16 protein-coding genes are annotated in these 23,686 nt (G+C 47.7%); all 16 read right to left on the reverse strand.

Going from position 1 to position 23,686, the window contains the following annotated elements; translation table 11 throughout:
- Positions 1–169: 169 nt before the first annotated feature.
- The 16 genes from NST94_RS21800 to NST94_RS21875 all read right to left on the reverse strand — a co-directional run bounded on the left by NST94_RS21800 (position 170) and on the right by NST94_RS21875 (position 23,680).
- A complete protein-coding gene (locus NST94_RS21800) occupies positions 170–1,285 on the reverse strand; it encodes a glycoside hydrolase family 88 protein (protein ID WP_280753410.1) in 1,116 nt (371 codons plus the stop codon).
- Positions 1,275–3,140, reverse strand: a complete 1,866-nt coding sequence (locus tag NST94_RS21805) for a DUF2264 domain-containing protein (RefSeq protein WP_280753411.1) — start codon at positions 3,138–3,140, stop codon at positions 1,275–1,277. Before NST94_RS21805 ends, NST94_RS21800 begins: the two co-directional genes overlap by 11 nt.
- 24 nt (positions 3,141–3,164) lie before the next feature.
- Positions 3,165–4,763, reverse strand: a complete 1,599-nt coding sequence (locus NST94_RS21810; protein ID WP_280753412.1) for a helix-turn-helix domain-containing protein — start codon at positions 4,761–4,763, stop codon at positions 3,165–3,167.
- Positions 4,738–6,537 carry a sensor histidine kinase gene (locus tag NST94_RS21815; protein ID WP_076279224.1) on the reverse strand — a complete coding sequence of 600 codons (1,800 nt, stop codon included), beginning with the start codon at positions 6,535–6,537 and terminating at the stop codon, positions 4,738–4,740. Before NST94_RS21815 ends, NST94_RS21810 begins: the two co-directional genes overlap by 26 nt.
- Before the next feature lie 104 nt (positions 6,538–6,641).
- Entirely contained in the window at positions 6,642–8,006 is a 1,365-nt protein-coding gene (locus NST94_RS21820) for an extracellular solute-binding protein (RefSeq protein WP_076130274.1), read from the reverse strand.
- 140 nt (positions 8,007–8,146) lie between these two features.
- A complete protein-coding gene (locus NST94_RS21825; RefSeq protein WP_052097522.1) occupies positions 8,147–8,929 on the reverse strand; it encodes a carbohydrate ABC transporter permease in 783 nt (260 codons plus the stop codon).
- Between the two features lie 63 nt (positions 8,930–8,992).
- Positions 8,993–9,898: a sugar ABC transporter permease gene (locus NST94_RS21830; protein WP_036683142.1), complete on the reverse strand. Its 906-nt coding sequence runs from the start codon at positions 9,896–9,898 to the stop codon at positions 8,993–8,995.
- Between the two features lie 190 nt (positions 9,899–10,088).
- Positions 10,089–11,471 carry an MATE family efflux transporter gene (locus tag NST94_RS21835; protein WP_076130275.1) on the reverse strand — a complete coding sequence of 461 codons (1,383 nt, stop codon included), beginning with the start codon at positions 11,469–11,471 and terminating at the stop codon, positions 10,089–10,091.
- Positions 11,472–11,489: 18 nt separating this feature from the next.
- A complete protein-coding gene (locus NST94_RS21840; RefSeq protein ID WP_036683144.1) occupies positions 11,490–11,921 on the reverse strand; it encodes a MarR family transcriptional regulator in 432 nt (143 codons plus the stop codon).
- A 156-nt stretch (positions 11,922–12,077) separates the two neighbouring features.
- Positions 12,078–15,008 (reverse strand): insulinase family protein, encoded by a 2,931-nt coding sequence (locus NST94_RS21845; RefSeq protein ID WP_339281269.1) that lies wholly within the window; start codon positions 15,006–15,008, stop codon positions 12,078–12,080.
- A gap of 71 nt (positions 15,009–15,079) precedes the next feature.
- On the reverse strand, positions 15,080–17,221 hold the full coding sequence (locus NST94_RS21850) for an S-layer homology domain-containing protein (protein ID WP_339281270.1): 2,142 nt from the start codon (positions 17,219–17,221) through the stop codon (positions 15,080–15,082).
- A gap of 167 nt (positions 17,222–17,388) precedes the next feature.
- Entirely contained in the window at positions 17,389–19,194 is a 1,806-nt protein-coding gene (locus NST94_RS21855; RefSeq protein WP_339281271.1) for a DUF4838 domain-containing protein, read from the reverse strand.
- A 26-nt stretch (positions 19,195–19,220) separates the two neighbouring features.
- Positions 19,221–20,381 carry an amidohydrolase family protein gene (locus NST94_RS21860; protein WP_339281272.1) on the reverse strand — a complete coding sequence of 387 codons (1,161 nt, stop codon included), beginning with the start codon at positions 20,379–20,381 and terminating at the stop codon, positions 19,221–19,223.
- The gene (locus tag NST94_RS21865) at positions 20,378–21,157 is read right to left on the reverse strand and encodes a glucosamine-6-phosphate deaminase (protein ID WP_339281273.1); all 780 of its coding nucleotides are present in this window, start codon (positions 21,155–21,157) and stop codon (positions 20,378–20,380) included. Before NST94_RS21865 ends, NST94_RS21860 begins: the two co-directional genes overlap by 4 nt.
- 46 nt (positions 21,158–21,203) lie before the next feature.
- Positions 21,204–22,766 carry an extracellular solute-binding protein gene (locus tag NST94_RS21870; protein WP_076279230.1) on the reverse strand — a complete coding sequence of 521 codons (1,563 nt, stop codon included), beginning with the start codon at positions 22,764–22,766 and terminating at the stop codon, positions 21,204–21,206.
- Between the two features lie 44 nt (positions 22,767–22,810).
- On the reverse strand, positions 22,811–23,680 hold the full coding sequence (locus NST94_RS21875) for a carbohydrate ABC transporter permease (RefSeq protein ID WP_076147925.1): 870 nt from the start codon (positions 23,678–23,680) through the stop codon (positions 22,811–22,813).
- Between the last annotated feature and the right edge of the window lie 6 nt (positions 23,681–23,686).

Below are 23,686 nucleotides of genomic sequence, written 5' to 3' on the forward strand. Positions count from 1 at the left end.
TACATTAAACCTTACGCGTGGTGATATGATTTTATTCATACTATTCCAAGTAAATAACTACGTTTTAAAACTCTTGTATAATAGTCCACAAAAAAAAAAACCGCTAAGAGATTAGTCTTAGCAGTTTCCTTCTTCTATAGGATAAACCTTGCCCCACCCTAACATCCCACTACCAATAGCCTCGGATGCCGGTCTGCAAGCGGATCAACGCTTCCATATAATAATAATCTCCCCAAATCATATGACCATCAGGCACACGTCCACCTCTCACATGATAAGAACCATGCTTTAGAAGTCCCTCTGCTTCCGGATTTCCAGATGTCGCATAATGTTCCACTAGAGATTTCATGCTACGGTGTAAAGCAACTTCATAAATGGCCCGGTCCGGATCGTCTACGCCTAGGTGATCGAGCAGTTCCAAAAGACCGGCTGCGGCAATCGCCGAAGCCGAGCTGTCGCGAGGGGTCTCCGCTCCCACTATCACATCGAAATCCCAATAAGCCACACTATCCTCCGGTAGATGGCTGATAAAATAATCCGCTAGGCTCTTAGAAGTCTTAAGAAAATCCTCATTCTGCGTATAGCGATACGCCAGAGCAAAACCGTATATTCCCCAAGCTTGACCACGTGTCCAGGTCGATCCGTCCTCATAACCTTGATGTGTTCCCCCACGAATTGCATTTCCGGTAGCCGGATCAAAATAAAAAGTATGGTAAGAGGAGGCATCCCCACGCACAAGAAATTTCCGGCTCTTAAACGCATGTTCGAGCGCTATTTCATAATAGCGCTTATCTCCTGTTTCCTCCGCTGCCCAGAACAATAGAGGTAAATTCATCAAGCAGTCAATAATGATACGTCCCGCATTCTCCGGGTCACTCTCCAGTCCCCAGGCCTGAAGAACCCCTGCTGGTTCACGCCAGCGCTTGCACAGCGTGTCCGCAGCTTGCAGACCGACAGCTCGCGCCGCTTCGCTGCCCGTTATTTTCCACTCCGCTACTGCGGTCAGTGTATACAAGAAACCAATGTCATGATGGTCCAGGGCGATGTGCTGATCCAGACGATGCTTGAAGTCCCCTAACCAAGAGGCTGCCGCCTCCTTATAGCATGAATCCTTACTATATTCATAAGCAAGCCACATCATCCCAACATAGAAACCCTCTATCCAGTCGTCGTTGTCTCCCCATTCGTACTGTTGCCCCTCAGCGATATGAGGCAGTTTGCCCGGATGGTTAGCCATATTGCTCCCAACTTTGTGAATCGCATCCTCAATAGCCTTATTCCACATCTTTGTTTCTCCCTCCCCTTAAATCAACAGTATGCAAAAGTGTATCGTTACTAGGTTCGTATACAGCAATCCTTCCGTCCGAGTGCCATTGAATAAGCGGCGGTGAAGCAAGACTTGCCTGGTTCTCCGGAGTATTCGTCGCTCCGAAGACAGCAGATATCAATACTTGATCTCCCGGTTCCAGTCTGGAGCACAAGCTCGGAAGAAGTGTCCGCGGCTTCAGCAGATTGGTATTTGGCTCGGGATATACGCACTCTCCCCGATCAAAGCCGCTTAGCCTATGTATGGCACTGATTCCCCAGGGCAGCTGCACCGAAACAGCAGTGTTCGATACCTTAATGATTTCCCGTTCACTGTGCGAGAAGCCAGCTGACTGGCCAATGGCAAATCCACCCTCCGCTACATCCAGCCGCCGGGCAGTATGAATGCTGTGAACACGAACATGCCATAGACCTGCCGGAATAATCCATGTCTCCACATGTACATCACTCCAGGGATGCCAGCGGGAATATACATAGCTGTCCCCGATTTCCCAGATCTCGCAGAATCTGCGTACCCGATAGTGTTCATCACATTCGCATAGTGCGAGTGTAGAATCGTAAGCGCCTTGAACCAACCCGTAACCCGCTTTCGGGACACTAAAGCCAAACAGAGTGGAATATGCAAATTTAGAATATTTGGCTGCACTATGGGCCATATCAAAGTTAGCCATCTGGCCAGAGGTATAGGCAATAACCTGCCTGTTTCCTTCCGGACGACTCACAAGCATTCGCGCCTCTTGGAGAGCCCGTACCTCTTTCAAAATAGGCAACGGCTCTTCCTCCGCCTGCCAAAAAGGATGATCATCTGGCAAGGCAAGAATAAGCATAGCTTTAAAGGCCCAATACGGAGATCCGGGGGCGTTGTAGTTCTCTGTCATGACTAGATTCGGATAAGCATATCCGATGCTAAGCAGTCCGTCTAATCCCATAATAGGTTGTTCAAACCACCAACGAAAATGGCGCATAATGATTCCTTTAAGAACGCCATATGAAAAAGGAACCATATCTGCATACACCAGCGCACTCCAGAATGAAACCTGTGCAAAACGATAGGTCAGGCTACGACCAAAAGGAAGTGCGCTTCCGTCCTCAGCGAACCAATAAATGAAATCCTCGGCAAATCGTGCGGATCTTTCCCGATAAACAGCAGCTCTCTGAGGATCATCATCCGCCATCAACTTAGCGTATATCAGCGTATAATAATGCATAGCAAAAGCAATATAATAGTCCCTCTGATCGGTCAATCCATCGGAATACCAACCGTCACCAAGATAGTAATTATCGATCTGCGCTAGATAATCATCCATTATGCTCTGATCATAAGGTAATCCGACTTTCTTGAAGCCCACATTCACAAGAACCGTGAACATCAGCCAGTTATTCGGATTGGAACGATCCACATGATTAATCTGATTTAGCCAGTTATATACATTTATTTTCTGCGTGTCACTCAGCGGCTCCCACATTTTATGTGGTGCAAGAGCAAGCCCCAGTCCCAACACGGCCTGCTCTACCATACGCTGATCTTTGGAAGTAAATTGCCCCCAATATTCTTCATGCTCCGGGTCTGTCCCGTTGATGATTCCTTCCAGAAACATCGGCCAGAGTGCACTTTCCCCTCCACCGCTGGCATGAGGAACAAGGCCCCATAGAGGACGGGCAAAAGCTTCCATAAGCGCTGTAGCTTCATTGTAAATCGATCCTGTAGCGCCCATATTAATTCCTGCACAACCAGAGGTAAATCTGCGCTCCAGTGGAGTATATAGTTCATTTAGGAACATCTGTAATTCATTTTTAGTGCCCTTTATTCCCACAGCAATGTTTCCTCCTGTCCACACTCAATGCCAAGCGGCATATTCACTAGGCCTCATGCCCATTTCCCGTTTAAACAGCTTGATGAAATAACTTTTGTTGGCATATCCCAGATACTCGGAGATCTCTTCCACTGTCTTTTCAGATTGGTTAAGCAGCTCCTTTGCCTTCTGAAGCTTTAGCATATTTACATATTCGATGAAGTTCTGGTTTGTTTCCCGTTTGAATAAGCGGCTGAAATAACTGGCATTTAAGTTAAGGCGGCCTGCCATGTCCTCCAGCGTTATTTTCTCCGTCACATGACTAATCACGAACTGCTGGGCTTTGATGACCTCACTCCGTTTAGACTTGATGGAGAACATACTTATTTTCCGCGCTAATTCCTCCAAGTACTGCACCAGCCATTGTTCCAAATACTCCAGAGTTTCAATGTCACCAACCACGCTAAAAAGCTTTTCTTCGGTTATAGGCAATGGAGATTGCAGAAGCTGTTTCGTCTTCATCTGCAAGTCCATCAGCAAGCGAAGCACACATTCCTTGACTTCATTCGGATGGAATTTTTGCGAGGCCACCCATTCCCTCCATTCCTTTACATGAACGCGAAGCTCCGTGTTCCTGTTCAAGGCAATATCATCATTGATAACAGCGTATAAGGTTCCATATTCAGCATAAATATCTTCTCCGGAAAAGCAGACTTCTTCAAAACGGTGGATTCCCGCCGCAGGGAGATAAAAGCGCTGTATTTTCTCCCTCAGCATCCGCTGCAATGTTCCACGAATTTCCTCAGGACTGCGCGCCTCAGCGCCAAATAAGCAAGAGACAGAGAGTTTAAGATATTTTTGAACCGCAGAGGCTGCATTTTGAATGGAGTGATAGATTGCCTGGTGATCTTTAGAAGGCTGGTCGCTGCAAAAGAGAATGACGATCTCCTTATGGCTGTATCTCGAAATAAACAGACTGTGATCAGCCTCAAGCACTTCCTGCATAATATTCTCAACCGCAAAAGAAATCGTATATTCACTCATCCGGCGCACCCTTGAAGCTTCCTCTGGACGGTCAATTACAATAACCAGCGGGATATAGTTTTTGGCGTGGATCATAATTCCGTTTGATCGGGCCTGCTCGATCCAAGCCCCCTTATCCCAGGATTGATACAAGGTATCTTTTAGAAACTTTTCCTTCAGCGCGGCGCGATTTTGAGACTGTTTTTGCTTATAAACCAGCATCTCCGTATGCTGCTGCCTATTCAGTCCCACTTCCGCTACAAGGGTTCTAATCGCTTGCTGTAACTGCTCAATATCCAGTGATTCTTTTAAAATATATTCTCCTACGTTTAATTTCAGCGCTTGCTGGGCGTATTTGAATTCGTTGTGGCAGGAGAGAATAATCGCACGGATTCCGGGCTGCACAGCTCTGAATAGCTCCAGCATCTCCAGCCCGTTCATCTTGGGCATGCCAATATCGGTAATAATAAGGTCTGGTGGACTCTGCTGTGCTTTTTCCCAAGCCTCGAGACCGCTATAATAACATCCGATGAGTTCAATACCGAGCTCACTCCAAGGTACGGCCTGCGACAAATAACGGATAACCGGATAGTCATCATCCACCAATATTGCCGTCAGCATTTTCCACACCCACCTTTCCGTAATCCAGAGGAAACTCCAGACAAATCTCCGTGCCCACATCAGGTTCACTTTGAATATTCAGCTTAAAAGAAGCGCCATAAATCATACTGAGGCGTTGGGCCACATTGCGTAAACCTATGCCGGAGAACCCTTTTCTGTCCTCTTCTGTAATTTGTTCGCTGCTGTATGCGGTTTCACGAAGTCTTGTTAAAGTTTCCGGTGACATCCCGATCCCATTATCCTTAATGGTGATAACTAAGCTTTCCGTAGTTGCAACAATACGAGCTTCAATAAAAATCTCGCCACCAAACTGCTCGAAGCCATGGATGATGGCATTCTCGATCATGGGTTGAATCATAAATCGAGGCACCAGTGCTTCAGCGCTCCCGTCCGCTAAATTCATTTCCAGCCTGACCTGATTGGCATGGCGGAAATTCATTAAAGTGACATAATGCGATATCGTATCTGTCTCCTCACGAAGCGGGATAAACTCATTGTCCCTGTTAAAGGTCATCCGGAGCAAAGACGACAGGGAACCAATCAACTCAGCATTCTCCCGATCGCCTTGCATCAGGATATTTAAGCGAATCGAATTCAGCAGATTAAACATAAAATGTGGATTGATCTGCGCTTGCAGCATCTCTAGTTCGGCTTTTCTTTTTCCCGTCTGTTCATAAGTGATTTGTTCAATCATAGACTCGATCCGATCCAGCATCTGGTCAATGGTGCGGGCGAGCTGTGCTGCCTCATTATTCCCTCGAATAAACGAACGTTCATCCAACTGACCACGACCTATTCGCTTTACAAAAGCGCTTAATTTTACGATTGGCTGAGTCAGCTTTGAGATTAGAACGGTTAAGAGAACGGAAAACAAGGTAAAGAAAAGAATCTGCACCGCCAGGCTGATAAATAAAATCTGCTTATTTTTGGACAAGGCTGCCTTCAGCGGGATAATGCTGACCATCCGCCATTTGTTACTGCTCAGCTCCTGATCAACATATAAAAACTTCTCTCCGTCGATTTCCACAGTGTCAAGCTCGCCATCCATTTTCAACCACGTCATCGTCTCTCCGATTCGGGTCTTGTCAGCATGGGAAACTACAGTTCCCTTGTCATCCAAAAGCATCATCTCTTTATCATTATCGTTATTTAGATAAGGACGGAGCTTACGCTCATTGATATTAATAATTAAATATCCGATGGTACTGCTGGAGGTCGATTGAATCGGCCTCGCAATGGTTACCCAATCAGCTGAGCCTTTATCAGAATAATTGTAGTACGTATCGTGCTCCGCTCTCCAATAAGTCGAAATGGGTTGAATTTGTTTCAGCAACGATGTCCAATTTTTGTTGTAGAAATTTTTCGGGTTAAAGTCACTGTAAGGATAGCTGGTATAAATCAAACCATTTTTTCCGATTAACGTCACCTTCAAATATTCTGTTAAAACAAACATATCATCCAGCATCCGCGACATACGGTTATACTGAATGATCTGCTTTGGTGCACGGAGCGACTCTGAATCGGCAGACATCATCTGCCTGATCTCGCTGTTCTGGAGCACAAAGTTGGACTGTTCCAGTGTCTGTTCAAATATGGCATTCATATTGGCGCTGGCTGCATTTAAAGATTCTCTTGCGCTACCAACCGCTTTCTCCAGAATGAGATCCCGGGTCAAATAATCTGTAACCATGTAAATGCAGACAAGCGGGATCAGCACGCAGATCAGCGATGACCAGACAAGTTTCTTACGGAGGGATTGATGCTTTCTAAACACGGATTACAGGCCCCACATCTGTTTGAATTTGGAGCAGGAGGCAGAAATGCTTTCCTGCCCCCACATTATAAGCCCCCTTTGAAAAGCGTACAATCAGCCTCCGCTTACTTTCCGCTATTGTTCTGAACAACTTCCGTTATTTTTTTATCGATATTGGCAACTGTGACATCCAGATCCTGTTGGCCAAGGAGATACATCTCCGCTTCTGGAATAACATTGTTCTTAGCTTCATCCGCATATTTAGCCGGAACCTGCGTTGCACCAGGTGTCGAGTTCTCCATCGTATATTTCAGAGAATCTACATCAATCTTAGAGGAATCCTTAGAACCACTCACAATTGTATCCACTAATTTATTCGTATCCGATTTGGCCCAGCCAGAGAAAACGCGTCCACCGATTTCCAGTCCTTCTGAGGTATACCAGCGCACAAAGGTATAGGCAGCCTCCTTATGCTTGGATTTAGCGGCTATTCCCATGTAGGTCGGCTGTACGGGTGAGTAGTGTTTGCTCTCACTGTCAAGTCGGGGGATCGGCGCAAACGCGGTAACAAAGGTTGCCGGAATGGCATCCGTTCCACCCGATTCCGCAACCATCCAGTCGCCCATCGGAAGCATCGCTGCTAAACCGTTAAAATACTGATTTCGGTAGGCTAGTTTTTGCGAAATAATATCCTCATAAGGAGTGGCACTCTTATCTTCGTACATCATTTTCTTCATCATCTGCAGATTAGCCTTAAATTGCGGGTCAAGTGCATTGGAGGTTCCATCAGCTTTTAGAAAAGTATTATCCGTAGACTTGCTCATCAGCTGGAGCTGGAAATAATCCGGCCAATTATGCAGATATGCGCCAAAACGTTTCGTTGCGCCCTCACCCTTGGTCAATTTCTTGGCATACTCTTCGAAATCCGCCCATGTCCAGTCGGTCGGAACCGGTAGGCCCGCCTCATCTAACATTTCTTTGTTAAGGAGCACGAACCAGCGCTGCATGGAAGACGGTAATGCATAGATTTTGCCATTGACCGTAGTGTCCACCAGATATTCATCTGCGAGCTTATAACCTTCCTTCTGAATATAGTCATCCATCGGTTCCAACAAACCGATATCTGCACGCTGTGAATAGTTGGTATAAGGCAGTTCGACAATATCCAGCGGATCGCTCGCAGCCGCCATCAAATCCAGCTTCTGCATAGAGGCAACCGAATCACCTTTTTCGTTCAGCAAATCTACTTCCACATGAATATCGGGATGCGTCTTCTCAAACTCCGCGATAATCGTGCTCCATTTCGCTTTGGCTTCTGTCTGCCAGGTGCTCAGCTTCAGGGTAACCTTCTCTGCTGCAGGCTTTGAATTTCCACCAGCATCGGGTGCATTAGTCGCTCCTGCATTATTGGTTTTCGCATTTCCGCCGCAAGCGGCCAATGATAACGCCATCGATGTGATGATGAATGCAGATAATAATTTCTTTTTCATTTAGACCCTCCTATAAATGTGTTGGGCATCACTTGCTTAATAACCAGTGACTATGTAACTGCTTACAAGAACATCCTAACATGCAGGATTGACGAGGAAAGTTCTCATATTCTACCGAAGAGAAACTATTTTGACTTTTATTATCCTTTCACACCTCCGAGGGCAATTCCCTCAATAACCTGCTTCTGTCCGAGTGCAAAAATGATCAGCAACGGCAGGATTGCAGATACCGCACCAGCCATCATGAGTGAATAGACATCCCCGTATTGGTCGCCGAACAACCGGATCCCCAGCTGAATCGTAAACAGCTCCTTGGATTTTAAAAAAATGAGTGGATATTGATAGTCGTTCCAGGTCCAAATAAAGCGCAAAATAGCATAAGTAGCTACAGCGGGACGGATCAGCGGAAAGGCAATCTGTAGAAAAGAGCGAAAATGCCCTGCTCCATCCATCCGCGCCGATTCAAGATACTCGTTGTTTACCCCCATAAAAAATTGCTTGAGCATAAACGCTCCAATAATACTAAAGCTGTTAATCAGGATTAATCCCAAATGTGTGTCAATCAAATTCAGCCAGTTAAACAGTAGAAACTGTGGAACCAACGATGCCTGCGGAGGAACCATATAAAGTGCCAATACAACTATAAACATCGCATCCCTGCCCGGAAAACGTAGCTTGGAGAACCCATAAGCAGCAAGTGCGCATATCAGCACATTAATTATAGTCGTAGCCAGCGTAATATAAATGGAATTTCCATAATAGCGAGCAAAGTCACCCGACCACACCTGTTTATAATTTTCAATGAGGTTCCACTGCTGTGGCAACCATTGAATCGGAAAGTTAAACACATCTTTCTCCAGCTTAAAGGAAGTGGATAACATCCATAGGAATGGTAAAAGAAATGCGATACCTAGCAGTCCCATGGCGATGGTCCAGAAGGTTCTGGATAAAAGCTCTTTTTTCACTGTAATTTCTCCTTTCCGCCTTTAATAGTTGACCCATTTTTTTTGCGCCAACATCTGCAAGGCTGTAATGATCAGGCAAATAAGGAACAGAACGAGTGCCATGCTAGAGGCGTAACCTGTCTTCAGCTGATTGAAGGCTGTATCATATAACTCGTAGACGATAACGGTCGTGGAGTTAGCCGGCCCACCCTGGGTCAATACTTGTATCAGATCAAAGATTTTAAATGAGCCGATAACCCCTGTTACCAGCAGGAAAAAGGTAGTTGGCGAAATGCAGGGAACCGTGATGTTGCGGAATTTGCGCCAGACGTTGGCACCGTCAATATCAGCCGCTTCATAAAGATCCTTAGGAATACTCTGTAAACCTGCAATAAAAATAATAATGTTGTAACCGAGCTGAATCCAGACTTGAATCAACATCAGCGACGGCAGAGCATAATGGATATCCGCTAACCATTTGGGTGGGTTGTTCCACCCCAGTGACATCAGGAATTGATTGACGGGTCCCAGCGAAGGGTGAAACATAACCTGCCAAACCATAGCGATGGCAACTACACTGGAAATGTACGGAAGGAAATAAATCACTTTAAACAAATCCTTCAGAAAAACCTGTTTATCAATCAGGATAGCCAGCAGCAGGGCAACGATGATCGTAACCGGTACTGTGATAATAAAGAGCAAATTGTTCAGCAAGCTTTTCATAAAAGCATCATCATGAAACAGCCTGATGAAATTATCTACGCCCGCGAACTTAATCCCCCCTAACCCAGCCACAAAGTTCCAGTCCGTGAAGCTTAACAGCAGTGAGCCCAGCACCGGGATCAACGTCAAGATGATCAGCCCAAGCATAAGCGGAGCAACGAATAGATATCCCGCCATCGCTTCGCGTGTGTCCATGTTAAGATGAAACCTTTTTTTGCGTATCATAGTTCTCCTCCTTTACTTATCCATAATTGTAGAAAAAGTAAGCAGTCTTCATAAGAACTAGAATTGTTCATTTTGGAACGAATTTTACCGATCCTTTAGTTATGAATTCTTTTGCACAACGCAAAAAAAGCGCGAGCCAAGCTCCCGCAGTAAACAAAATCCATATTGAGTTTTACATAAAGCAATCGCGTTATACCGGCGTAACCTCTACAGCCCCTTTTCCATCAACGCCCGCACTATTCAGCTTTTTCCGAAAAATCATAAACAAAACCACACCCATCACACTCGTTATTACCTCAGTCACAGTCATCGACCAAATCACACCATGCAGGCCAAAAATAGAATGCAATACGATAATCATCGGTATAAATAATACACCTTGGCTTATCGCCATAATAGTGGTGGGTGTGCCTTGCCCCGTTGCTTGAAAAATGCTCATAAATAATCCGGTAAATCCATTAAATAAAGCGGAGATCAGCATCGCTGCCAAAATATAAGTTCCCATGCTTAACACAGAAGGATCGCCTGAGAACCAATGAAGAATCGTTCCTCTAAACACATATACTAGACTTACAAAAACAACTGCAATGCTGCCTATATATGCAAAAGCGTATTTGATGCTGGATTTAAGTCTCTCCGTATTTTTACTAGCAAAGTTAAAAGCAAATAGCGGAATCAATCCCAAAAATAAACCCATCGATAAAAATTCTGGAATCTGCACAATTCTTAAAGCCACCCCAAATCCGGCGACCACACTCTCCCCATATTGAATGGAATAGTTATTTAACAAAAGCGTGCTGACAATTAAAAAACTGGCTTGCAATAGCTCGGCTGTACCTATTTTATAAACCTCAAGCTGATCTCGTACAGATATCTTGAAATGCTTCAAAAATCCTCTTAAATGCTCACTTTTCGTTTCCAAAAAGTAAATATAATAAATGGCAGAGCCCAAATTTGCTAAAACCATAGCCAAAGCAGCTCCGGCAACATGCCAATTCAGCACGAGAATAAATAAAGGATCAAAAATCAAACTTAATGCCGTACTGATAAAAATACCATACATCGATTCCTTCGAGGCACCTTCCGAACGGACCAGTTGTTCCAAAGCAAAATTAAGCACAACAGCAAATCCGCCTGCAAAAAGAGTGAGCACATAAGACTTCGTAAAGTCTAAGGTAGCAGCATCTGCACCAAGCATTCGCGTGATTGGATTTATAGCTAACCAAGCGATGAGCGCGATAAGAAGCCCCACTACAATACTCCCGTAAAAAGTATATCCGGCAACCTTTTTCCCTTTTTCCGTCTCTTTTTGCCCCGCCAAGCGAGTTATAAATGTTCCTCCGCCTACCCCCAGCACATTTCCAAAAGCCATTAAAACGGTAAAAATAGGCAGGCCCAGCGTGATTGCGGTCAGCATACTGGTATTGTGTAATAAGCCGATGAAGTAAGCATTGATTACATTATAAATAGTACCCACAGACATCCCAATCATCATGGGAATCGATAAATGAGCGATCGCTTTTTTCATGGGCGCCGACTCTAAATAATATTGATTTGAGAACTCATTTGTCATAAGTGAACCTCCGAACGTTTATAAACTTGAACTAACTTTTTGAAGTAAAGACTTTAAGGTTGCAGTTTCTTCCGGACTAAGCGCCTTAGTAATGCTTGCTTCTACCTCAGAGAAAATCTCATTGAACTCTTCCACTAAAAGAGCACCTTTTTCCAATACAAAAATACTCTTTTGACGTTCATCATTTTCAGGAGTGACACGCTGGATATACCCTTTCTTCTCCAACCCCTGAAGCATACTGGTAATGCTCGCCCCCTTCCTGTTAAAGACCTCCGCTAAATCCTTCTGAATAACCCCTTCTGCTTGATTCTCAAAAATATAGCCGATCATGCGGCCTTGTTGTGAGTTCAGACCTAACTCATTTAACCTGGTGTCAGCTGTACCTTTTATTTTTATCCCAATCTCTCGTATTAAATTAGAAAATGGTGTGTCTACAACGGGTTTGTTCATTGTTATTTCCTCCTCTTGCGGATTAGTTAGAACTCTAAGTAACATCATTATCATAATAGATAGAACTCTAACTGTCAAGGTTCTAACTAAATACAAAAAACTCCTCTCCAGCACTTGTCGAGTAGACAGGTACTGAAGAGGAGTTTATAGAGAGAATTACATCACAAGTTCTTCTAGGTTTCCAAATAAGACTTTTGTTGATTTCAGTTTGGATTCATTGCCGACAACTGTGAAATAATTTTGTTCCGTCACAGCCTTAAGCAAATCGGCATACTGTCTGATGTCTTCCGGTGTGGTCGACAAGATTTCATCCCGTTCCTGCTGCAGCTCGGCCCCGGTCACCTGTTCAAAATAATGCCGGTCCGCCCGCCGTCCCTGAGCGCTTGGGCTCAGCGGCTGGTCCAACATGGACAGGGTGCCGATAATTGCTTTGGTCATCTCGTCGGCATCCGCTTCATATCCTTCGGTGAATCGGTACGCCTGATCATAAACCTCCAGCGTCTCCTGCAAATTGGGATCACGGTAGGAAGTGAACATCAATATCCCATCTCTGCGCAGCATCAGGCTGCCGCCATAAGCTCCGCCCTTCACGCGCACGGCATTCCACAGATAGGTGAGGCTCATGATTTTTTTGAGCACCTGCATTTTGCCGGAATACGTAAATCCTAGCTTGTTGAAGTCGTAGCCTTTAACCACATATTGCACCTGGCTGGAAGACATAAAACCTTCATTATCCGCATGCCCCTGCGCCGTAATCTTAGGTTTATTCACCACTGGCTGATCCTGAATATCCAGCTTCGCTACATTAGCGGCGAATTCTTCATACAAATCAGGGGTACCCGTCACGCTGATGATCAAATTCTGTTTATTGAATAAAACCGTACAGATATCCTTCAGCGTGTTTGCCACCTCTGCTCCCTGCTGATCGATCTTCTCGGCAAGCTCACGGATAAAGCGGTAATAGGCCACGCCACCCTGTTGCTCCTGATACGCTCCCATGTCCGAAAAATAAGACATCAGGCGGCTGGCCGCGATTTCATTACCTTTTTGATTCAGGACTGATTCCATCTGTGAGGCTTCCCGCCGGACGATTTCCTGTAGCTTCGTCAGGTTATCGAGCGCGCTGGTATAGAGCATCTCACGCAGCAGATCCAGCGATTCGCCAATATGCCCCGCCATCACCTTAACCTGCGCAGTGAATTTAGGCTGATAACTGGTCCCAGTATCTTTTGCAGCGCCAAAGATCTCATTTTTGAAATGAATGCCTCCGGTTTTGATCCCAATTTCACTAGTGAGCTCTTCAATGCTGTAAGAAGCTGTCTCCATTTGGCCCAATACCTCTGCCAGCAGCACAAGATAAGGAATTTGCTCAGGAGCCACAACACTCGTATCCCAATAAAACTTGCAGTACGCAATCTTTTGAGTAGATACGTCATGGTGGATCAGCTTTAGACCCTCAAGGTTATATTCATGGGATGGCACCTGAGGTTCAGCACTGCGGTTAATGTCCTGTAGAGATAAACTTGGCAGCTTCTGCAAATCCTCGGCTGCATCTGCACGACCTTGCCGCGCCAGAAGATGCCGTGTACTCTGCACAAGCTGCTCCAGCTGGTCTGGTTGCTGTGATGATTTGTATTCACTTAATTGACGCTGGGTGCTCGCTTCCTTGTCAGCTGCAATCGTCTTGGACGGGTTCAGCACCACCAGACTGCAATGATCACTGTTCAGTAAGTAGACCTCAATCAGCTTCTCAAAATAACGATCCGTTATCTTTTCCCGAATGGTAGTGAATACCTCTTCATAAAGCATATGAGTAGACGGCTGACCGTCATAGAGCCAGGACTTCATCACTTCGATATTGTAAGTAAGTCCCTTTGGATATCGGCTAAAGTCCGCTTCCCGCAGCTCAAATTCCTTGCTGTTGACCGCCGCCAGCACCAGCTTCTCATCCAGCCCGTTCTTAACCAAGCTGCTTAATGTGGTCTTCACCAGCTCCACGAAGGCATCTTTGGCGGAGGCGTTCGAATGTGTCAGGGTAATGCCAAGCAGCGGCTGAACCATACTGTCGGAATAAAAAGCAAAGGCATCTTTACCCAGACCGCTTTCCAGCAGGGCTTGCTTAAGCGGAGCTGCATTGCTGTCCATCAGCATGCTTTTCAAAATATCAAAAGCCAGATTCAGTTCCCGATCCGTAGAGGTTCCAATTACATAGTTCAGACTCAAATAAGTTTTGTCGTCGGCCGTTTCTGCTTCCAGAATCGGATAATCCGCTACCAGCTCCGTCATTCCGGTAGGCTGTTGTAGGGGAATGGAGGTATCAAAGCTGTTTTTTTCATAACGGCTAAGGTATTCCTGGTCTATAAATTGCAGCTTCTCTTCAATAGAGACGTCTCCGTACAGATAAAAATAACTGTTGGACGGATGATAATAATTGCTGTGCGCCTCAAGGAATTGCTCATACGTAAGCGCAGGAATCTCCTGCGGATCTCCACCTGAAGAATGACGGTAAATCGTGTCTGGATACAACGACTTTTTGATCCTGTCCATCAGTACCGTAAACGGCGAGGAATAGGAACCCTTCATCTCGTTGTAAACCACGCCTTTATAGATCAGCTCAGCTTCTGTTTGCTGAAGCTCGTAATGCCAGCCCTCTTGCTCAAAAATCTCCTTTTGCTTATAAATATTCGGCTGAAAAACACTATCCAGGTAGACCTCCATCAGATTGGAGAAATCCTGCTCATTCCGGCTTGCCACCGGATACATCGTCTTATCCCCAAACGTAAATGCATTCAGGAATGTCTGCATCGAACCCTTTAGCAATTCTACAAAAGGTTCCTTCACCGGATATTTCTCCGAACCACATAATACAGAATGCTCCAAAATATGAAAGACCCCTGTACTATCTTCAGGCGGGGTCCTGAAGCTCACACTGAATACCTTGTTGTCATCCTGATTCTGCACGAAAAGCAGCCTGGCGCCGCTCTTCAGATGTTCCATCGTGAATACGGCGGAATCGATCTCCCGGATAAATTCCTCATTAACGACCTGAAATCCATAATATATATTGCCTGTGATCAAGCGGCTCATAGATTTGCCTCCTCTGCACTGGATGTGATAACTCTATCTGAAGCTTATCATATCCCTGGACGTTTATTCCATTAATAGAAGGCTTCCGGGATTAATTTCTGCAGTCTGACTAAAATTGCCGCTGCCTGCTCACGCACCAGAATCTGCTTTGGATCGAAGCGGCCCCCGCTGCCGGTCATTACTTCATGTTCATTCACGGCCTGAATCGCCTGGCGGCTCGCCTCTGACAAACTGGAAGTATCGGCAAACTTCACACGATCCGGGCTGCCGTACGTAGACAACCGGGCGGCTTTGGTTACCATAACCGCCGCTTCTTCCCGCGTAATACCGCGGTCCGGCTCGAACTTACCGGTTGGAGAGCTGATAATGCCCAGCTCCTCAGCCTTGGCGATGGTACGGCTGTACCATTTGTCCGCCGGAACATCCTTAAAGCTAGAAGTGGCCTTGGCATCGGGGAACTCATGCAATAGCCGCAGCAGCAGGGTCAGAAATTCAGCCCGGGTCAGCTTCTGCTTAGGAGCCAGCACATTTCCGCTGGCACTTACGCCCTGAATATATCCGCTGCTGAGCGCTGTTGCGATATCCAAACGTGCCCAAGCTGCGACTTTATTGGCATCCGTAAAGCTGGCCAATTCCGGGGAAGAGACATGCAGCGCAAACGTCCGTTTGGAAAGTGCTGGAGCGGCATCTTTACGGTATTTGGTGACTTGCACAGGATAGACACCGGGCTTCATGTCGGCAAATGACACCTTTCCCGTGCTGTCAGCCACTACGCTTTTTCCTTGAAGTGTCACAGTAGCGCCGAAAGCCGGAAGACCGCCCAGCTGACCGTTTGACTTGGTGATATGGAGGGAAAACGGCATATTGGCGCTTGCGTATCCACCCATTTCCTGGCCGTTTTTATCTTTCCATTTCACTTCCATCCGGTCAAGCAGTTCTGTATCGTCCGCGTAGTAAACAAGCAGCTGATCCCCATTGCCTATCGTCAGTCTGTACGGGCTATTCTCAGGATACATCCATGCACTGCCCCCGCTGAATACAGCAATCTTCCATTCTCCGCGTCCATTGTATCGCCCGTTCTGAATCCCCTCGATAGCTGTGAAGGCCGGTTTAGCTGCATCCGCATTCAGCTTATACGCCAGACCCTTCGCCTGTAAAAAAGCTGCCGCTGCCTTCACAGCATCTCCGCCAACAATATGCCCCCCGGCAACGGTGCCACCGGGTCCTTCGACCTGAATTGTTGCCCGGTCAAGTCCAGCATGATGCAGTCCGCTATACAGCATGCCAGCCTGCTTGGACAGCAGCTTATAGGAAGTCAGGGCAAGATAGGCTTGAACAGTTGCGGGACTATCGTTTCCTCCGCCTGCTGTCTGTGTAAAGCCGCCACCCGGAAGCTTCCGCGCCAGCAAATGGTCCAGCAGCGAGGCTCCGCCTTCCTTGGTGAAATCTGCTGCATCGACCCCCTGCGAGGATAAAGCAACAATCACCTGCGCTGTCGTCGCAGTATTACCATCGAACCCTCCGTCTAGCTGCTGCTTGCTCTTAAGCCACAACAAAGCCTTCTCGATCGGCTGCGCTGTTTGTTCTGAACTCACTTCCGAAGCAAGTGCGGTTAGTACCCAGGCAGTAGCTACCAGATCTCCTTGCTTCTGCCCGGCCAGCGGCCAGCTGCCATCCGCTAGCTGCATATCAAGCAACTGATAAAACAGCAAATCGGGGTAACGGTTTGTCCGCTCCAATGAATTTGAAATGGAATTCTTCGAGGTAATATAGGCGGCTGCTACCGCTGCTGCCCCTTCCGAATCAATTCCGGCATGATTCATCAGGAATGGATAAAGATCAATACCAGCGATGTTGTTGATGTTGCCCCCCGCAGCACTGTAAGCCAGCGCTGTTCGAGTTAGCTCTGCCACCTTGGTGAACTTGCCCCGCTGTTCCAGAATCTTATCGGCAGTCTGCTCCAGATATCCCTTGGGCAGACTGCGCCCATTCTTGAAGAAACCTACGGCTGCTTCGTCCGGGAATGGCTGTATCGTCAGCAGCACATTCTGTGCCCCTTCCAAGGCACTCTGCATCTCCGCTGTGAATACCGCGGTTGTCTTTTGTGCCGGAGACGGCTCCGCCATTACCCTGTCACTCAGCAATACAAGCAAAATACATAATGCGGTAAGTGTAACCTTCCTTATAGTCCGGTTTATGGGTGTAGCTCTCATATTCATTCTCCTCCAATGTAGTTTGCTAGAACTTTATAAGTTAGACGCAGCGAACTGGGATTTTGTTCCTGAATATGTTGTAATATGTAGCTTCATCCAGCTATGAATTAAAAAAAGACCGCACTGCTACCCGCTCACACGATAGCCCTACGATCTTTTCAAAACTCTTATTCAGCCTGAGCAAACCCCAGCTCACGGTATAATGTCCGCTCCAGATAATCGTGAAGATAGAAGCGGGATTTCACAAAATGCTCCGCCATATCGGATGGCTGGTAACGCTCCAAAGCCGCTTTCATGCGAGGCAAAACGTTCTCACGTCCGCGGCGATTTCGCATGTAATTGTTCAGCAGCGAGTGCCTTTCCGCTTCGTCTCCCGGATAGAGCTCCCAGCGGTAGACATATTTGTGGATCGCCCGCGAACGGTCCGTCGCCGCTTCAAAATCATGCATAATGGCAATCAGCTCTGCTTCATCCTTATGATCCTTCACCTTGTCCAACAGCTTCCAGATAACATCATAATAATCTTCCAGCTGATAATTCCCGAGCTGAGCGTGACCTGTTCTAGGACCGATGCCATGAAACTGCTCCATGAATCGATCGATAAATGTTGCTGAGTCCGCTTTACGGTTCCAGGCCAAATCGGCGTGCAGCAGCATCGGATACCAGGTCGTCTCAAAGATCCCATAAGGAACACCAAGGCTGAACGGCCCTGTCCAGTTCGTGGCGACCATGCAACCGAGGTCCAGCTTATCCACTGTCTCCGCCCATTGGAGCAGATTATCCGTTCGGTTCAATAGTACCGGATAATTCTGATGTTCAGCCCAGTCAAAACTGCGAACCGCCGGTGCTCCCATAACCTCGATGCCTAGTGACCTGAATTTATCCGCAAGAGAAGAAACCTCAGCTTCAATATTACGTCCGTTGTATATCCAGATCATCGCCGCACTCCGCTTATCCAGCTTTGCCAGTTCCTCCAGCGGGCATTTGTCCAGCATGTCATGCCAGAAAATCGCTTTTTTACCACGGCTGGCTGTATATTCAATCAAAGTGTTCAAAAAAGCGATAAACGCCCGCTCCCGTACCCCTCCGAACAACGTTTTACAGCGTTCGCATTCACATAAGCTGTATACCTCGTCACAGCCGAGGTGGATGTAGCGGGAATCCGGATGGGCATCCATCATCTCCTGTAACAGATCGGTAATCAGCTCGAAGGATTCCGGATGCGACGGGCAGATCTCCCCGAGGGATAACTCCGTTTCGCGCAAGTGCCGCCAGGTGTCGTGGCGAAGTACATACTCCAGATGTCCAAAACTCTGCTGCAGCGGAATGATCTGAATAAAATATTCTTGGGCTGTGCGTTTCAGCTCCTCTAGCTGTGTGAGGCTTAACGAATGCTGTGGATGCACGAATTCCGGGTATTTTTGAAATGGAAATTTATCTTCGTATTCAATCAGAACCGCATTCGTTTTATACCGGGCAAAATCCGCCAAATACGATAGCAGCAGCTCTGGCTTGGAAAATGTCTGGCGAAGATCAAAGTTCATCGCCCGCAAGGTAGTGTCAGGCCAGTCCGTGATAGACACAGCAGGAACTTCCCCTACTGACTTACGCAGTTGTAGTAACGTTTGTAGCCCGTAAAACAGACCCGGCGCATCCAGTGCACGGATTACCACCCGGCGCTCCGACACCTCCAGCCTGTACCCTTCCGCCCGGCCGTTAAGCAATTTCAGATCCACTTCATCTGGCTGTGCTCCTTTCGTTTCTGGCTGCGAGAGACTCTGAAGAATAAGTGAATATCCTTTTCCCGAGATAACATGTGTACATTCCAGCTCCGGAAACGAGCGGCGGCAATGAACCACCAGTCTCGGATCATGCTGCTCCATGTAGAGGCTCAGGCTTACATCCTCGCTGAATTGAAAAGCTTCGCCCTCTTTCACTTGGATCTGCTTCGGTTGCGGTATCAAGCTCTGCATCGTTCTCCTCCTAATCTTTGCTGTAATTAATTACTGCAAGCCTTGCTATGACCCTTTTTCCAGCATTCCAGCACGGTAAGTGTCCTGTCGTCATAGCAGAAGCTCACGAGATCGGCAGGTGCTCCAGCCCTAAGCCCTGCCGCCTGCTCCAGCCCCAGCAAAGTAGCCGGATGAGCAGAAGCACAATCCCAGGCTTCATCCAGCCGGGCTAATCCAGCCTCCGCAAGATAGGCCACCTGATCTGGAAGCATCATGGCGGAACCTGCAAGCAGCTGCTGATTGCCAGCCAGATGCAGCCGCCCTTCTGCTGTTAATACAACTTCCCCACCAATGTGCAGGTGATAAGTTCCCGGCGGCATTCCGCTCAGTGATACAGCATCGCTGACCAAGATGGTGCGGCTGCGCTTCATCCGTAGGATTACTTTCAACAGAGCGGGTGGTAAATGTTGGCCATCTGCAATCATACAGCCGTATAGTTCATCCGCCGCCAGCTGCTCCCACAAATAGTTGGGATGACGGGGCAGCGTCAGATGTGTGCCATTGCCGAGATGCGTAGACATCACCGCTCCTGCGGCAACCGCCTCCCTAATCTGCTCGGGGGAAGCTGCTGTATGCCCTATGGAAACAAGGATGCCTGATTCACTGCACCGGGCGATAAATGCAGCGGCGTTTGGCCATTCCGGGGAGACGGTGAGGATACGGATAAGCCCTTCAGCCGCTTCTTGCCAGCGGCATAACCTATCCCAATCCGGCGGGCCAATATGTTCCCTTGGATGGGCGCCGCGCGGACCCTCTTCTGGTGACAGAAAGGGGCCTTCCAAATGAATTCCTACAATCCCCCCAGCATCTTCCGGATACAGCGAAGCGGCTTCCGCAATGGCGGAGACCGCTTGAGCCAGCGCTTCTTTGCCATTAGTAATCAGAGTTGGACAATAGCTGGTTACCCCGTTTCCTAGCAAAAGTCGGGACAGTTCCAATACCGTGGCAGGCTGTAAAGGCAGCGTGTTGAGATCCAGTCCCCAGCCTCCGTTCACTTGCAGATCCACCAACCCGGGTGCCAGCCAGGGCCAATCGGCCCTGGCTGGACTCTCCGCAAGTTCGGTGACCGAAGTGATTCGTCCCTGCTCGACACTAACCTCAACCGGCAGCCCAGTTTTATAGTGCTTTCCCTTAATTGGCGCGTTCATAGGCCGAAGGCAGCCCGATCCGTGAACATCGTGATCTCCGGATGGGTGCGCAGAATAGTAGCTGGACATGCCGTGCTGATCGAATCATGAAGTGCCGCGTGTAAAGCCTTGCGTTTGGACACTCCCGGTACAATTCCGTACAGGTGACGGCCAGCTAGCAAGGCTGGTACCGTAAGCGTCAGCGCATGGGTTGGCACCTCGTCCAGCGAGGTAAAACAACCGTCATTCACCTGCTGGCGGCGGCAGGCTTCCTCCAGTTCGACCGCTTTGACCAGCTGCGGGTCGGTAAAATTAGCGACTGGCGGATCATTAAACGCGATATGCCCGTTTTCCCCGATCCCGAGGCAAACGATATCAATAGGCGCCTCGCTCAACAAAGCCGAATATCTCTGGCATTCCTGCACCACATCAGCGGCGAGACCATCCAGCAGTTCTACCCGGCCAGGGTTAACCCGACTGTATAGACGATCTGTCAAAAAACGGCCGAACCGCTGGGGAGCCGAAGCCGCAAGGCCGATGTATTCATCCATATGAAAAGCATTGACCCGGGACCAATCCATCCCCTGCTCCCGAACCAGCTCCTCGTACAGTTCATTTTGCGAAGGTGCGGCAGCAAACACAATTCGGACCTGACGCGCAGAATCTTGAAGCAAAGCTCTAATTTTCTGCGCGACCTGCGATGCCGCCGCAGCGCCCATCAGGTTACGATCTTCGTAAACCTGAACGGACATCTGCTCTACTCTGTGTGTCTCTAAAGGCTTAATGATGTCATTCATCCCGCTCATCCTTTCCGGGCAACTATTGTCCTTGGCACCAGACAGATTAATTCCCGTTTAACTGAATGTTCTGAACACGGTCGTAAGCTTCCCTATAAGTAGCCAGCAGCTTATCCACGCCGAGATTGTTCATCTCCTCCACATATTTGTCCCAGTCGGCCAGCTTTCGGGAGCCGGTAACAAACTTGGCAAAGCTTTCATCGCGGTGTTTTTGGATCGCCTGGCCGGTAATCGCAATAATTTCATTCTCTTTCTCCGTAAATGCAGGCCGTGGCTGCATCATGGACGGATCATATTTCGTCGCTTCTTCAAAGGCGTACTTCAAATTGTCTGAGAACAACGACAGATGTGCACCAAAGTCGATCCAGGTGTACGTTCCGCTAGTCTGAAGTCCTGTCTGTTTCCGCATTTCGATCACATCGTTGTACTCTGGTTTGAACTTGATCGTGTCGCCTTCCTTCACATATGTCTCACCCTCCACGCCCCAGCTGCTGAGCGTACGTCCCTCTTCGGAATAGAAAAAGTCCATATAACTCATCACATCATCGATGTTCTTCGAGGTTGAAGCCACGGTTAGGCCACCTTCCATATAATGAAAATACGGGTTCAGTTGCTTGCCGCCGGCAATGCCCGCTGGAGGAGCCATGAACTGCATGTTGAACTCCGGATTTTCCTGCTGCATCGCATTGTTAAAAAAATCGATCCGGCTGATGTAATCAATGGTCACAAACGATTTGCCCGTGGACACCATGTCCTGCCATTGCTTAGTTTGCAGAGATAGAAAGTCGGGCGGAATCAGCCCTTCGTCATAAAATATTTTCCACATACCCACCATTTCCTTGTAACTATCTTCCGTGGGTCCAAAAAGCCACTCTTTTTTATCAAAATCATAATAAGCCCCTTCACCCGTCCCGTAATTCACTGTCATATTGGCATTCATTTCATCGGGAATTTGTCCGTAGCGGATCGAAAGCGGATAGCTGTCCGGATATTTCGCCTTCAAGGTTTTTAGAGCTGTATGCAGCTCCTCATATGTGGCTGGTGCCTGGATTCCTTCTTTGTCAAAAATGTCTTTACGGTATAACCAGATCATGCGGTTCGTCTCGCCAAAGCCCTGATTCGGGAACATATACATTTTGCCATCAGCAGACAGTGCAGCCTTCGCTTCCTGTGGATACTGCTTTACCCAGGCGGTCAGATTCGGCATTTTGTCCATATACTCCATCAAATCCACCAACGCACCCTGTTGCCCGAATTTATTCGATTCTTTGCGGTTAGGCATATACATCAGATCCGGCATTGCCTTCGAGGCAATCGCCAGGTTCAAGCTCTCTTCAAGCTTTCCGGAAGGGGTCTGTACCTCGAGTGTGACACCGGTTTTCTCCTTCAGCCAGCTCCAAATAGGCCAGCTTTTCGAATAAGGGAACGTAGCATTGTTGTCTAAGAGCGCAGTGAAGGTTTTTTCCGTTTTGGACGAATCAGCAGGTGAAGCGGTACTGCTGCCCTGAGTATTACTCTGCGGCGAGGTGTCATTGCCCCCTCCGCTGCAGCCAGTTACTACGGTTGCTGCAATCATCAGTGGCAGCAGTACAGATTTCCATTTATTCATTACGATCTCTCCCTTATTCTGAATTTGTGACGGTTCCACCCGCCTCAGCCTTTAACCGCGCCAATCATGGCCCCCTTAACGAAGTACTTCTGCACAAATGGATACACAATCAGAATCGGAAGCGTCGAGACCATAATCGTCGCGTACTTCAGCGATTCTTCTATCACCATGTTGTCACCTCCAATGCTAGTAACATCCCCTGAGCTAGCACTGCCAGCCAGCACCAGATTGCGCAGCAGTACTTGCAGCGGGAACAAATCCGGTGAGCGCAGGTAGAGCAGCGGGTAAATAAAGTTATTCCACATGCCAACCGCGTAAAAGAGCGCTATGGTGGCGAAGGAAGCTTTGGAAAGCGGAACAATAATACGGATAAATATGCCGATATCATTCAGTCCGTCGATGCGGCCAGACTCCTCCAGCTCTTTAGGAATGCCGGAGAAAAAGGTCCGCATCAGAATCAGATTCCAAGTGCTAACCGCACCCGGCAGCACCATGCCCCATACGGTATCGACCATATCCAGGGAGCGAACCACGAGGAACGTGGGAATCATTCCTCCGCTGAAAAACATCGTCACCACAATCAACAGGGTGAAGCTCTTGCGCAGCGCCATATCACTGCGTGAGAGTGCATAGGCACCCGTGGAGGTGACCACCAGCGAGATAAGGGTGCCAAGCACGGTGTAAATGAGTGTATTTTTGTAAGCCACCCAGATTTGCGAATCTCCGAGTACAAGCTTATACATATTCAGGTTAAATCCCTTAGGCCAAAAAGAAACGGTATTCTTCATGACATGCACATCACTACTGAGAGAGACAGCGAGCATATGCAGGAACGGATAAAGCGTGACCACCACAACCACGAGAAGGATAAAAGTGCTCACGACATTAAACCAGGATAAACGGGGTGATCTCATCACCAC

The organism is Paenibacillus sp. FSL H8-0282, assembly GCF_037963825.1.
GTDB lineage: Bacteria > Bacillota > Bacilli > Paenibacillales > Paenibacillaceae > Paenibacillus_AQ > Paenibacillus_AQ odorifer.